This window comes from Microbacterium wangyouchuni (assembly GCF_054072595.1).
Map to the genome: position 1 here is coordinate 360,296 of NZ_JBSVRM010000002.1, position 13,163 is coordinate 373,458.

At 64.6% G+C, this 13,163-nt stretch carries 11 protein-coding genes; 5 read left to right on the forward strand and 6 right to left on the reverse strand.

What is annotated here, in order from left to right; genetic code table 11:
- The 3 genes from ACW5CM_RS04420 to ACW5CM_RS04430 are packed head-to-tail and all read right to left on the reverse strand — an operon-like array spanning nt 1 to nt 4,126.
- A complete protein-coding gene (locus ACW5CM_RS04420; RefSeq protein ID WP_457124280.1) occupies nt 1–2,796 on the reverse strand; it encodes an ABC transporter permease in 2,796 nt (931 codons plus the stop codon).
- The gene (locus ACW5CM_RS04425; protein WP_457124281.1) at nt 2,793–3,515 is read right to left on the reverse strand and encodes an ABC transporter ATP-binding protein; all 723 of its coding nucleotides are present in this window, start codon (nt 3,513–3,515) and stop codon (nt 2,793–2,795) included. Before ACW5CM_RS04425 ends, ACW5CM_RS04420 begins: the two co-directional genes overlap by 4 nt.
- On the reverse strand, nt 3,512–4,126 hold the full coding sequence (locus ACW5CM_RS04430; protein ID WP_457124282.1) for a PadR family transcriptional regulator: 615 nt from the start codon (nt 4,124–4,126) through the stop codon (nt 3,512–3,514). Before ACW5CM_RS04430 ends, ACW5CM_RS04425 begins: the two co-directional genes overlap by 4 nt.
- Before the next feature lie 167 nt (nt 4,127–4,293).
- Between ACW5CM_RS04430 and secA the strand changes: the two genes are divergently transcribed.
- Both secA and ACW5CM_RS04440 read left to right on the forward strand, forming a co-directional pair.
- A complete protein-coding gene (gene secA / locus ACW5CM_RS04435) occupies nt 4,294–7,092 on the forward strand; it encodes a preprotein translocase subunit SecA (protein WP_457124283.1) in 2,799 nt (932 codons plus the stop codon).
- Nucleotides 7,093–7,144: 52 nt separating this feature from the next.
- Complete coding sequence (locus ACW5CM_RS04440; RefSeq protein ID WP_457124284.1) at nt 7,145–8,371, forward strand: pyridoxal phosphate-dependent aminotransferase; 1,227 nt, start codon at nt 7,145–7,147, stop codon at nt 8,369–8,371.
- Here the strand turns inward: ACW5CM_RS04440 and ACW5CM_RS04445 are convergent.
- On the reverse strand, nt 8,262–9,551 hold the full coding sequence (locus ACW5CM_RS04445; protein WP_457124285.1) for a CpaE/TadZ family protein: 1,290 nt from the start codon (nt 9,549–9,551) through the stop codon (nt 8,262–8,264). The two genes, ACW5CM_RS04440 and ACW5CM_RS04445, sit on opposite strands and share 110 nt — an antisense overlap.
- On the reverse strand, nt 9,548–10,168 hold the full coding sequence (locus ACW5CM_RS04450; RefSeq protein ID WP_457124286.1) for an SAF domain-containing protein: 621 nt from the start codon (nt 10,166–10,168) through the stop codon (nt 9,548–9,550). Before ACW5CM_RS04450 ends, ACW5CM_RS04445 begins: the two co-directional genes overlap by 4 nt.
- A gap of 98 nt (nt 10,169–10,266) precedes the next feature.
- On the opposite strand from ACW5CM_RS04450, the gene ACW5CM_RS04455 reads away from it, so the two are divergent.
- Nucleotides 10,267–10,536: a helix-turn-helix domain-containing protein gene (locus tag ACW5CM_RS04455; RefSeq protein ID WP_457124287.1), complete on the forward strand. Its 270-nt coding sequence runs from the start codon at nt 10,267–10,269 to the stop codon at nt 10,534–10,536.
- A 1-nt stretch (nt 10,537) separates the two neighbouring features.
- Here the strand turns inward: ACW5CM_RS04455 and ACW5CM_RS04460 are convergent, their stop codons facing one another.
- Nucleotides 10,538–11,128, reverse strand: a complete 591-nt coding sequence (locus ACW5CM_RS04460) for a hypothetical protein (RefSeq protein WP_438253561.1) — start codon at nt 11,126–11,128, stop codon at nt 10,538–10,540.
- 121 nt (nt 11,129–11,249) lie between these two features.
- Between ACW5CM_RS04460 and ACW5CM_RS04465 the strand changes: the two genes are divergently transcribed.
- Together ACW5CM_RS04465 and ACW5CM_RS04470 are read left to right on the forward strand one after the other, a co-directional pair.
- Nucleotides 11,250–11,636: an Rv3235 family protein gene (locus ACW5CM_RS04465; RefSeq protein WP_438253562.1), complete on the forward strand. Its 387-nt coding sequence runs from the start codon at nt 11,250–11,252 to the stop codon at nt 11,634–11,636.
- Between the two features lie 37 nt (nt 11,637–11,673).
- Entirely contained in the window at nt 11,674–13,158 is a 1,485-nt protein-coding gene (locus ACW5CM_RS04470; RefSeq protein WP_438253563.1) for a sensor histidine kinase, read from the forward strand.
- The last annotated feature ends 5 nt before the right edge of the window (nt 13,159–13,163 follow it).

The following is a 13,163-nucleotide window of genomic DNA, read 5'->3' on the forward strand; positions in this document are numbered from 1 at the left end:
TCACGCGATGACTGTGCGGCGGGTGAGGTCTGGAGCGCGGGGCGGGACGAGCCAGGACGCCACGGCGATGAGCAGCGGCAGTGCGACTGCGAGCAGCGCAAGCACGAGCCACGGCATGTCCGACACGATCAGGTCCCCGCGGGACTGGATCGCGAAGCCGATTGGCGGGAGAACACCCGCCGCTGCGCCGGCGATCGTGCCAAAACCGGCGATGATGAGTCCCTGCCAGAATCCGATGCGCCGTCGCAGCCCTCGAGTGCCGCCCACGGCTGAAAGTGTGGCATCGTCGGGCCTGCGCTCGAACCGCGCGAGACCGAGCGCAACCGCGGATGCGCCGAGTACGAGCACAGTGACGCCGAGGAGGACGGGGACCATCCAAAACATGTCCTCGGACGGACCGCGTTCGTAGTACGGCGCCAGGCTGACCTCGGGGCTGCTCAGCAGGTCGGCCTGGGAGTAGACGCGATCCATGTCCTCGTTCTCGAGTGGCTCGGCCGGCACGGAGATCACCTTGACCGGCTGCACATTCATTCCGAGGCGTTCGGCGGTCTCGGGTGTGACTACGACAGCAACGGGTGCATGTGTGGCCTCGACCGTGATCGCGTCGATGCGCTGTTCCCATTGGGGCTCCGCAACGTCTGGCTGTTCCGGTTGCCGGATCCAGATGTTGTCCGGAAGGCGCCCCTCGTGGGACTCGCGGGCAGTCCATGCCGCGACGTCGATGGTGCCGTCGGTCACCCAACGGGGGTCCGTGACGAGGGCTCCTCCCGCACGGAACTCGCTGAGCTGTGCGGATGAGAGATCGATGCCGAGCACGGTTGACAGCGTATTGGGCTCGATCACGGAGATTGGATTCGTCGGCCACGGGCCATTGAAGTGGTAAGAGTCCTGTGTCGTCGGATCGAGGAGGTGCTCCTCGGGCAACAGTGCCATGATCCACTGATCCTCGGCAGGGATGTCTTCCGAAGACGGGTAGTAACCGGGCTCCGATTGGGCGCGGACGATCCCGACGCGTGTCGCGCCCGCGTCCGTGACGAGCTCCACCGCTGCTTCAGCGGACTCATCGGCTTGTGCGGCGGTCACTGGCATCACGATTCCGTTGCCGGACGGGTAGAACTCCACCGATAGAGAGCCGACCGGGCCCTGGTAATACCAGTTCCGTGCGCTGCTGCCGGTCTGCATCGACGACTGCGAGAGCGCGAAAACCGCGATGAAAACCGTCGCTCCGATCGCCGCGAATGCCGGCACCGTGCGCGCGGCATTTGCCGCGGCATCCCGTGACGCCAGGCGCGCGGCGAGGCTGACGAATGACAGGACGCGCGAAGCAAGCCAGAGCAACCACCGACCGGAGAGCAGGATCCCGATCTGCACGAGGATCGGCCCGATGACGATGCCGAAGGGCGGGATGGCGCGCACCGGCGAATCCAGTGGCAGATCTTCCGGCGAGATCGCATTGATCGAGGCCATCGTCACAGCGCTCACGATGGTGATGCCCACACCGATGAGAAGGATGATCGAGCCCCAGATCGGCCGTGACGCGCGCGGGCTCTGCGGCCGTCGTGCGCCGCGCAGGGCGCTCAAAGTGTCAGAGCGTGCGACTGTTCGTGCCGGGATTGCAGCCGAGGCTGTTCCCACCAGAAGGGAGAAGATCAGGATGCTGGCAAGGACAGCCCAGGGCATGTGGAAGCCCCAGTAACGAGTCCCCGAGCCGTCGTCGGTGATCCACATGATGAGTCCGGCAAGGCCAGTGCCGACTGCGAGCCCGATCAGGCCGCCGGCGAGACCGAGAACGGTTCCCTGCAGAACGATCGTCCGTCTGAGGTCGGCGCCGGTCGCGCCGACGCTTGCGGCGACGGCAAGTGACCGCTGCTGGCGCCTTGCTGCGACGGAGAACGCGGCTCCGGCCAGCATGATTACCACATACGCGGCAAACAGTCCGGCCGCGCCCAGCATCATGAACAGGCCCTGCGCCGCGACATCGGATCCGCTGGACGAGGACCATTCATCAGACTTCGTCGCCTCGGGTGGATCGAGCACAACCTCTCGCGAGTAGGCCACGATGCCCTGCTCGTTGAGGATTTCCACGTCCTCCCAGCTCATGGTTTCCTCGGGCAGGAACCACTTTGTCGTGCCGGTCAGGGCAACGTCATCTGGCAGGAACAGCGCGGTCTGGTCAGCGGGGACACCGGCGGCCGCGATCGTCCCGACCACGGTGAACGACTCGAGGGAGTCGGCCATCGTGATGTCACCGCCGATCGCGACTCCGAATCGTTCCAGCCCGGCAGGGGTCACGAGGGCTTCGTCGGAGGCTGCAGGCGCGCGTCCAGCGATGAGATCGAAGCGGCCGTGGAAGCGGTCGTCCCAGACTGAGCCGCTCCAGGCGGGCAGCGTCGCCACGCCAGCAGCCGTGCTCACGCGGACCTGGCCCTCGGTCACGGCGATCGACTCGGTTCCAGCCGGGAGTGCGGTGAGCGGATCCGACAGCGGATCTCCCTCGGGCATCGTCATCTGATTGTTCTCGAATGAGTATCCGTTCCACCCGGGCTCTGCCGGAGCCTGCCAGAACCCGGTACCTGGCACACCGACCGGCTGCACCCAGGCCTGCATCTCACCGAGTTCGGCCTTCACCGCCTCCTCGGGAGTGGAAGTCGCGCTCCACATGACGATGGAAAACGCCGCCATTCCAGCGATCGGAAGCGCGATGAGAGTCGCAATGAGCACACTCGATGAGATCGTGCGCCGCACCTGGCGATGTGCCAGCCGGGAGGCGACCCGCCACCGGGCGGCTGCGCTCACCGCGACGCACCCGCGAGCAACACATCGGCATCCGAGTGCCGCGTCTCGTCGATGATGCGTCCGTCACGAAGGAACACCACGCGGTCGGCGAACGCAGCGTGGCGGGCCTCATGGGTGACCAGGATGCCTGCTGCACCCGCATCCACTCGCGCTCGCAGCATCTTCAGCACCATTTCGCCGGTGACCGAGTCCAATGCTCCGGTGGGCTCGTCGGCGAGGATAAGGCGCCGACCGCCCACGACGGCGCGCGCGATGGCGACTCGCTGCTGCTGACCGCCAGACAGATCGTCTGGATAGGAATCGTTTTTGTCGCCGAGTCCCACCGATGCGAGGGCATCCTTGCCCGCGCGACGCGCGACCCTGCCACGGAACCCATCCAGTTCGAGTGGAAGAGTGACGTTCTCCATCGCGGTGAGCGTGGGGATGAGGTTGAAATCTTGGAAGACGAATCCCAGTGACCGGCGACGCAGCTTCGCCAGCTGCGCGCGGGACTGCTCGCTGAGGTGGGACCCCTCGATGATCACCTCGCCGGTGGTCGGGGTCGCCAGCCCTCCCGCGATGGACAGCAGAGTCGACTTTCCGGATCCGGATGCGCCCATGATTGCCACGAGCTCGCCCTGTCGGACTTCGAGGTCGACGCCGGATAGCGCGGAAACCGCCATAGCGCCATGCCCGTACTGCTGCGTTACGCCGACCAGCTGCAAGACTGTCTCGGTCATCGTGTGGATTCCTGTGCCGTGGCCTTCTGGGCCGCGGGGCGTCCGCGCTTGGGGCGTTCGGTCGCCAGCTCCAGACCCATGGCATGGTGCGGATGCAGGGCAAGACGCTGCTCAGTGTGATCGAGCCAGCGCACCTCGGCTTCCGCCGTGAAGATCATCGAATCCACCACGAGCGACCAGGCGAGCTCTGCTGGGCCTTCCGGGTCGCCTCCCGCATATTTCGCCCTCTGGAGGCTCTGCAGATGTGACAGCGAAGCACGACGCTGCGCCTGGATGACCGCGCTGACATCCACGCCGGGCAGAGTCGCCGCTACCGCCAGTTTGATCGCCAGCTCATCGCGCGTCGCCTGGGTGCGCATGACAGGGGAGGAGAGCCACTCGGCGACCTCAGCCGATCCGGCATCCGTGATCTCCCAGTACACGTGCCCCTGATCATCCGCCTCGCCGCGCTCGACGAGACCGTCGCGCTCGAGGCGTTCGAGGGTGTTGTAGATCTGCCCGACGTTCAGCGGCCACGTCGACCCGGTGCGTCGATCGAACTCATGGCGTAGTTGATAGCCGTAGCACGGGCCCTGATCGAGAATGGCGAGCAAGCTCTGACGCACAGACATGGCGACCTCCTGAAGTCGTTTCTGAGTATATACATACCGAGCAACTTCTCTGAGAGCGATATCCACACGTTGGCACGGGCCGCGGCCGGTAACATAGCGAGGTATGCCCGGCACTGAAGCCCGATCTGGGTGGCTGGGATCTGACCCACAACAGGGAGATGACATAAGTGGCGAATCCTCTTGAGAAGCTGCTGCGCGCAGGCGAAGGTCGAGTCATCCGACGCCTGAACCAGGTAGTCAAGGCCGTCAACGCGCTCGAGGAGGACTTCCAGAAGCTCACTGACGACGAACTCGCGAACGAGACCGTCGAGCTGCGTGAACGCTTCGAGAATGGCGAGACGCTCGATCAGCTGATGCCGGAGGCATTCGCCGCCGTTCGTGAAGCGGCCAAGCGCACCCTCGGAATGCGCGCCTACGACGTTCAGCTGATGGGTGGCGCAGCCCTTCACCGCGGCAACATCGCCGAGATGAAGACCGGTGAAGGAAAGACGCTCGTCGCCACGTTCCCCGCGTACCTCAACGCGATCGCGGGCAAAGGCGTGCACGTCATTACGGTCAACGACTTCCTGGCCTCGTACCAGGCAGAGCTCATGGGCCGTATCTTCCGTGCCCTCGGCATGACGACGGGCATCATCGTGTCGGGCCAGACCCCGGCGGTTCGACGTGAGCAATACGCCGCGGACATCACCTACGGAACGAACAACGAGTTCGGATTCGACTACCTGCGCGACAACATGGCCTGGCGCAAGGAAGACCTTGTGCAGCGCGATCACTTCTTCGCCGTTGTCGATGAGGTCGACTCGATCCTGATCGACGAGGCCCGCACCCCGCTCATCATCTCGGGGCCGTCCTCCGGCGAAGCGAACCGCTGGTTCACCGAATTCGCCAAGATCGCTCGTACCCTCGAGGCCGGTGAAGATTACGAGGTCGACGAGAAGAAGCGCACAGTCGGCGTACTCGAACCCGGCATCGAGAAGGTCGAAGACTATCTCGGCATCGACAATCTCTATGAGTCGGCCAACACGCCGCTGATCTCGTTCCTGAACAACTCGATCAAAGCGCTCGCGCTGTTCAAGAAGAACACCGATTACGTCGTCATGAACGACGAGGTCATGATCGTTGATGAGCACACCGGCCGCATTCTGGTCGGACGCCGCTACAACGAGGGCATCCACCAGGCCATTGAGGCCAAGGAGAACGTGCCGGTCAAGGCTGAGAACCAGACACTCGCCACCGTGACGTTGCAGAACTACTTCCGTCTGTACGACAAGCTCGCCGGCATGACAGGTACGGCCGAGACAGAAGCCGCGGAGTTCATGTCGACGTACGACCTCGGTGTCGTGCAGATCCCGACGAACAAGCCGATGATCCGCAAGGACCAGGCCGACCTCGTCTACAAGAACGAGACCGTGAAGTTTGCCCAGGTCGTGGAAGACATCGTGGAGCGCCACGCCGCCGGCCAGCCGGTGTTGGTCGGCACGGTGAGCGTTGAGAAGAGCGAGTACCTTTCGCGGCTGCTGGCGAAGAAGGGCATCAAGCACGAGGTCCTCAACGCGAAGAACCACGCACGTGAGGCCGAGATCGTCGCTCGTGCCGGTCGCCTGGGCGGCGTCACCGTCGCCACCAACATGGCTGGTCGAGGCACCGACATCATGCTCGGTGGAAACGCCGAGTTCCTCGCTGTGCAAGAGCTGAAGTCGCGGGGCCTCGACCCCGCAGAGACGCCCGAAGAGTACGAGGCCGCCTGGGATGAGGCGTACGAGTCGATGAAGGCGGTCGTCGCAGAAGAGAGCGCCAAGGTCACTGCAGCCGGCGGACTCTATGTGCTCGGTACCGAACGCCACGAGTCTCGCCGCATCGACAACCAGTTGCGCGGTCGCTCCGGCCGTCAGGGCGACCCCGGCGAAAGCCGCTTCTATCTGAGTCTCACCGACGATCTGATGCGGCTGTTCCAGTCCGGTGCCGCCGAGGCGATTCTCGCGCGCACGAACTTCCCGGATGACGTGCCGATCGAATCGGGCCTGGTCTCGCGCGCCATTCGCAGCGCGCAGTCGCAGGTGGAGTCCCGCAACGCTGAAATGCGCAAGAACGTGCTGAAGTACGATGACGTTCTCAACCGCCAGCGCGAGGCGATCTACGCCGACCGTCGTCAGATCCTGCAGGGCGACGAGATCGCCGACCGTGTTCAGCACTTCATCGAAGACGCCATCACCGGAGTCGTTGCTGATCACACCGGACAGGGCCACAACGAGAGTTGGGACTTCGACGCCCTGTGGACTGAGCTCAAGACTCTGTACCCGGTCGGCGTGACCATCGACGAGGTCGTGGCTGAGGGTGCAGGACGCAAGGGCGGCATCGCCGCGGACGGCCTGACCCGTGAGCTTCTCTCCGATGCGAAGATCGCCTACGAGAAGCGCGAAGAGATGCTGGGCGAGGCCGCAACGCGGGAGCTTGAGCGCCGCGTCGTGCTGCAGGTTCTTGACCGTCGCTGGCGTGATCATCTCTATGAGATGGACTATCTCAAGGACGGCATCGGGCTTCGTGCGATGGCCCAGCGTGATCCGCTGATCGAGTACCAGCGCGAAGGCTTCGCGATGTTCCAGTCGATGATGGGCCAGATCAAGGAAGAGTCTGTCGGCTACCTCTACAACCTCGAGGTCGAGGTGCGCCGCGTAGGAGACTCCGAGACCACCGAGGTGGAGGCGAAGGGTCTTGCCGTCGACGGTGGCGAGCAACGCCTCGAGTACTCGGCACCCAATGACGCGGGCGAAGTAGAAGTGCGTAACGAACGCGGCCAGGTGCAGCAGTCGGCAACCGATCGACTGCGCCAGGCGGCCGCAGCTGCAGGTAGTGAAGCAGCCGAACCTGCGGCGCGCGGAGCATTCGGCCAGCGCACTGATGGCGAGACGCCGCAGGCGCAGAACCGTGAGCAGCGCCGCGCCGAGAGCAAAAAGAAGAAGAAGTAAGCGTCAGCTGATCTGAAAAAGCCTGCCGGCAGAAAGCCGGTAGGCTTTTTCAATGACCCCTAAGCGCCAGTTCGATCAATCGTCGAAACTCAAGAACGTCCTGTACGAGATTCGCGGTAAAGCGCTCGTCGAGGCGGCGCGAATGGAGGCGGAGGGGCATAGCGTCCTCAAACTGCACACCGGAAACCCCGCGATCTTCGGATTCGAGGCGCCGCACCAGATCGTGCACGACATGCTGGCAGCGCTTCCCACGGCCCACGGATACAGCGACAGTCGCGGTATCATCTCGGCCCGCCGCGCCGTGGTGAGCCGCTACGAGCAGATCGAGGACTTCCCGAGCTTCGGCCCGGATGACGTCTACCTCGGCAATGGCGTGTCCGAATTGATCACCATGACGATGCAGTCGCTGCTCAATGAGGGCGACGAGGTGCTGATCCCCGCACCCGATTACCCGCTGTGGACCGCGATGACGAGTCTTGCCGGCGGAACCCCGGTGCACTACATCTGCGATGAGCAGAACGGGTGGGCGCCCGATCTGGAGGACATCCGCTCGAGGGTGACACCGCAGACCAAGGCGATCGTCATCATCAACCCGAACAACCCGACCGGTGCGGTGTACTCGCGCGAGGTTCTGGAGGGACTCGTGCAGATCGCTCGTGAGAACGAGCTGCTGATACTCTCCGACGAGATCTACGACCGCATCCTCTTCGATGACGCCGTACACATTCCCACGGCCACGCTGGCCCCCGATCTGCTGTGCCTGACGTTCAACGGGCTCTCCAAGACCTACCGGGTGGCGGGGTTCCGCTCCGGATGGCTGGTCATCACCGGGCCGCAGCGGCATGCCACGGGGTTCCTGGAGGGCATCACCCTGCTCGCCTCGACGCGCCTGTGCCCGAACGTCCCGGCCCAGCACGCCGTGCAAGCGGCGCTGGGCGGCGTGCAATCGATCGACGCTCTCATCGCGCCGACAGGGCGACTGCATGAGCAGCGCGACATTGCGTGGCAGGGGCTGGAATCGATCCCCGGCGTCAGCTGCGTGAAGCCGCAGGGGGCGCTGTATGCCTTCCCCCGCCTGGACCCGAACGTGCACGCGATCCACGACGATGAGAAGTTCATCTACGACCTGCTGATCTCCGAGCGCATACTGGTCGTGCAGGGCACCGGCTTCAACTGGCCCACTCCGGATCATTTCCGCGTGGTGACGCTCCCTGAGCCGCGGGTTTTGGGCGAAGCCATCGAGCGACTCGGGAACTTCCTCGCAAGTTACCAGCAGTGACCTGAGCGCGCAGACGCGGCGCTGGCGGATCCAGGCTCTCGGCGAGTCGGCGGATCGCCGAAACGAGGGCTGAGCGGGGCGTGACATCGGCCATCGGCCGTGCGTGCAGGAGGGCAGCGTCGGCGGCGCGCTGGTCGAACGGCAGGAACGTCACATCCGTGATGGCCGAGAAGCGCTCGAGTGCGCGACGGATCTGACCACGGGCGTCGATGCCGAGCGGGCCAGGGCGCACCTGATTGACGACGACCGAGATCTGCGTGGTTGCTCCGATGAGTCCGCGCACTTCGGCGTAGTCGCGCAGGAACCGAGAGATTGACAGCGGGTCGCCGGCTGTGACCGCGATCACCCGGTCTGCTTCGCACAGCACCGTCGTAGTGGCTGCATGCCGCTTGGGGCCGGACAGGTCGTCTGAAATCTCCTCGTCGGCGTCGAAGGATGCTGAGATATCCACGATCGTGTCGTCGACCCAGTCGCGGCAGAGTCGGATAGCGGTGCGCAGTCGTGTTGCGGAGAGCTCCGGCCAGCGTGACGGACGGTTGAGTCCGGCAAGCACCTCGATGCTGCCGGCGCTGGTTTCCACACGGGCCGCGAGGCGACTGAGCTCCGCAGCATCCAAACCGCCGAGCTCTGCGCGCCGGCAGGCGGCAGCGATGCCCGGAGCTTCATCGCCCAGACCCAGCAGCAGCGCGAGAGACGGCGCGACGGTGTCGGCGTCCACAAGAGCGCAGCCCCGTCCCGAGCGAGACAGCTCGACAGCGAGCTGGATAGCGATGGTTGAGCGTCCTGGGGCGCCGTGCGGACCCCAGACGGCGATCACCCGTCGTGCTGAGGATGCTGGCGGCTGTGCGATCTCTGGGATCTCCTGCGCGAGAGCATCCGCTATCTGCCAGGCCTCGGCATCATCGGGCAGCGACTCGGGGAGCCCATAGCGGCTCAGTACTCGTGATTCTCCGCCGCCGAGGGTGCAGATGCGGACGCCGAGTTGGTCGCAGAACGCGACCAAATCGGCGGTCACGGCCGCGCGGGTCGCCGGCAGAATGATCGCGTCGGCCTCAGAAAGCAGCGCGCGGGTGACCTCATCTGCTGGCACGACGGCGATGATGCGGATGCCCTCGCGTTCCAGTCCAGCGCTGAGGGATGTGGCGCGTGGTTCATCCAACGCGACGACGACCGCGGTCATGAGCCGGATCCGACGGGCACCACGGAGAGGGCGGCTCCGCCGGTGATGGCTGCCAGCACGTCTGCGACATCTGCGCGGTTGATCACGAGTTCAACGGCCGCGCTTCGCTGGGTGAGCATCCCGCCGCCCTCGGGGATGGAGGCGACCACGACATCAGCGGAGAGAATACGCGGGGCGTCGAACTCATCACCGTCCACGATGAGCGGTGAGTACCAGAGCTCGACCGCCGTGCCAGGGCCGACTGCCTCAGGCAGGCCGACACTGCTTTCGATCACGATGTTGGTCGTGCGACCGCTTTTGGCTTCGGCTGCCGCTGCCGCGGGCAGAAGTTCACCGTCGGAGAGCGTGCGTGCGGCGATGAGGCCGCCGGTCAGCTCCTGTGGCGAGAGGTACCCGCCTTCCACGCTGCCAAGACTCACCTCAACGACACGGAAATCATCCGAGACCAGCGCCTCACCCTGGGTGATCGTACGGTTCGCCTGCAATATCGGTGTTGTCTGCCGTGCCGAAGACACGATCAGCCAGACACCGACGATCGAGAGGATGACTAGAGCGGTGCCGATCAGAAATCGGACGTCGCCCCAGAAGGCGCGTCGCGCGCGCGGTTGGGTCGTCATGTCCACATCGTCACAGAATCTGAAAATACAGGCGAAAAGTTATCCACAGGGCTTGAAAGCGGTCTGGCCAGAGGCGCTGGGCACGACACAATGGAACTATGGCTGATTCGCCCATATCTGCTTCTCGCTACCTCGCCCCTGCGCAGGTGGCAGAACTGCTGAGCGTCGAAATAGATGAGGTCATCGAGCTCATCCTGGCCGGGAGCCTGCGCGGCGCACAGCTGGGTTCTCCCGCTCGGTGGCGGGTTGAAGAGCAGAGCATCGCGGAGTACCTGGAAGAGCAGACCGAAGCAGCTCGACGCATGGCGCTCTGGCGTCAGGCAGACGAAGCGAGCTTCCCCGAGGTATGGGGCCGGCCGCGTTCCTGAGCTAGAGGGCCGCACCATCGGTGCGTGCCCATACCAGCGCATCCACCGGCACCATGCGGAACGATCGCACGGCATCGGCACGGCGAGACTCGCCCCGATCATGCACGGCGATGTCGAGGTGATCGCTTCCGGCCCGATCGATCGTTCCGTGCAGCACCTCGCCATCGCGAAGCGCGAGGTGCAGCGGCAGGCGCCGACGAGCCAGATCGCGAAAGAGAAATCCCAGCGTCATCCGATCGCGCAGTCCATCGGCCGGCAGCGGGGTGTCATCGAGTGTGTCCAGGAGGGCGCCGTGGTGCGTCTCAACACTCGTCAGGGCGGCGAGCGGCACGATGATCGCCGTTGGTGATCCGGCTGACTGTGCAGCAGCCCAATCCGCTCCGATCGCCCGGATCAAGGCAGAGTGACGACTTCCGTCCACAAGCCGCAACGTCACCGGTGCTTCCTGCACCTGCAGAACACGCAGGCGCACGCGCAGGCTGAGCTTGGCGATCCGCAGCCGCTCGGACTCAGCATCCAATACGGCGCGCTCCGCCTCCCACTCAGCGGCCAGCTGGCCTTCGAGGTCTTCGAACAGGCGATCCCAGTGCACGCGATCGAGCGTAGGGGAGATTCTGCTCGTGTACGGGTTATCCACATTTTTGGTCAGAGCCGTGCGAGCAGGGCCGCGCGCATGGTGTACTGGCTCGCATTCGATACCGAGAGTGACAACGATGACGCTTCATGAGTATTTCGCACCGCAACCGACCACTGCCGACGACCTCCCGAACCCCACCGCGCTGGTGCGGAGTCTGACACAGGGAGTCCTCGAGGTTTTCGCCGGTGTGCGAGAACTCGACCAGCTGGCCCGCTGGTTCAGCGAAGAAGCGTATCGAAAACTCGGCACGCGAGCGAACCTCTCCGCTCGCGCACGGAATGCTCGTGGCACGGCGCCGTCGCGACCTGTCTTCGAGATCCTCTCCATCCGTGAAACGTTCCCCGCAGACGGGGTGGTCGAGGCAGTGGTGATCGTCGCGGGGCGCGGCCGAACACGGGCGGTGGCTATCCGGCTGGAGGGATTGGATCGCCGGTGGCGCGCGACCTCATTCGCCGTGCTGTGAGCAAATTCCATACCGGATGCGCCGCTAGGCTGATGAGGTGTCAACCCTCAGTGATCTCGTCCATGCCCAGGGCTGTCTGACCGATAACGACGTCGAATGGCTTCATCGTCTCTCCGGTGACGGCCAGCTGCTCGCCGACCTCGCCTCGGCAGATATCGTCATCTGGGTCGCCACCAAGGAAGGCTCCTTCGTCGCAGTGGCGCACACGCGCCCCAGCGGCGCCGCGACCCTGTTCTACCGCGATATCGTCGGCGATCAGGTTCGTCCGCAGTGGCGCACGCAGGTGCAGTCCGCGTTCGACTCCAGTGAGATCATCGATTCGTCGTCGCCGGACTGGTTCGAAGAGATTCCCACCCGGGTGCGAGCCGTCCCGATCGTGCGCGAGCGCGGCAGAGCCGGGGAAGGGACACCGGTGATCGGCATCCTGACCAGGCACACCAATCTCGGTGAAGCGCGGGTACCGTCCCGGCAGCAGATCACCTTCGACGAGTGCGCGAACGATCTGTTCCAGATGATCAGCACCGGGGAATTCCCCGACCTCGCAGCACCGACGTCGCCGCGTCGTGGCGCTCCCCGTGCCTCTGACGGCCTCATCCGCATTGATGTGGACGGCATCAGCACCTTCGCCAGCCCGAACGCGCTGTCGGCTTTCAACCGGATGGGGTTCGAGGACGAGTTGGAGGGAGAGTCGCTGGCCGAGGTCACAACGCGGATTCTTCCGGCCACCCGCCAGGTCGATGAATCGCTTCCGGTCGTCGTCACGGGGCGTGCTCCCTGGCGGACCGACATCGAAGCGCGGGGTGTCACCGTGTCACTGCGGGCCATCCCGCTGAAGGATCATGGCAACCGCATCGGTGCGATCATCCTGTGCCGTGACGTGAGCGAGTTGCGTCACCAGGAGCAGGAGCTGATCACGAAGGATGCCACGATCCGTGAGATCCACCATCGTGTGAAGAACAATCTGCAGACGGTGGCATCGCTGCTGCGCATTCAGGCGCGTCGTACGCATTCCGATGAAGCACGGGACGCCCTCAGTCAGGCCATGCGTCGGGTGGACGCCATCGCCGTCGTGCACGACACCTTGGCGCAGGGGCTCACTCAGACCGTCGACTTCGACGAGGTCTTCCATCGTGTGCTCAATCTTGTCGCCGAGGTGGCGGCTGCCCCCAACACCCGCGCGCGCACGCAGTCAACCGGAAAGTTCGGCGTTTTGCCGAGCGAATATGCGACACCGCTGGCCCTGGCGCTGACCGAGGTCGTCACCAACGCCGTCGAGCATGGTCTCGCCGGCAAGGAAGGCACCGTCACGATCGACGCTGTCCGAACTGACGACAACCTGCACGTCTCCGTGCGTGACACCGGGCACGGTATGCCGGAGGGGCGCGTGGGACAGGGCCTGGGGACTCAGATCATTCACACTCTGATCCAGGGCGAGCTCAGTGGCTCCATCCAGTGGCGCGGAAGCGACGGGGAGGGCACCGAGGTGTCCATCGACATCCCGATGCGCTGGTTGAAGAAATGAGAAAG

Excerpts from the sequence above, each read along its gene's own strand:
- ACW5CM_RS04450 (WP_457124286.1), bottom strand. The coding sequence starts at position 10,168 with ATGACGACCCAACCGCGCGCGCGACGCGCCTTCTGGGGCGACGTCCGA.
- ACW5CM_RS04445 (WP_457124285.1), bottom strand. The coding sequence starts at position 9,551 with ATGACCGCGGTCGTCGTCGCGTTGGATGAACCACGCGCCACATCCCTC.
- ACW5CM_RS04465 (WP_438253562.1), top strand. The coding sequence starts at position 11,250 with ATGACGCTTCATGAGTATTTCGCACCGCAACCGACCACTGCCGACGAC.
- ACW5CM_RS04455 (WP_457124287.1), top strand. The coding sequence starts at position 10,267 with ATGGCTGATTCGCCCATATCTGCTTCTCGCTACCTCGCCCCTGCGCAG.
- ACW5CM_RS04430 (WP_457124282.1), bottom strand. The coding sequence starts at position 4,126 with ATGTCTGTGCGTCAGAGCTTGCTCGCCATTCTCGATCAGGGCCCGTGC.
- ACW5CM_RS04440 (WP_457124284.1), top strand. The coding sequence starts at position 7,145 with ATGACCCCTAAGCGCCAGTTCGATCAATCGTCGAAACTCAAGAACGTC.
- ACW5CM_RS04425 (WP_457124281.1), bottom strand. The coding sequence starts at position 3,515 with ATGACCGAGACAGTCTTGCAGCTGGTCGGCGTAACGCAGCAGTACGGG.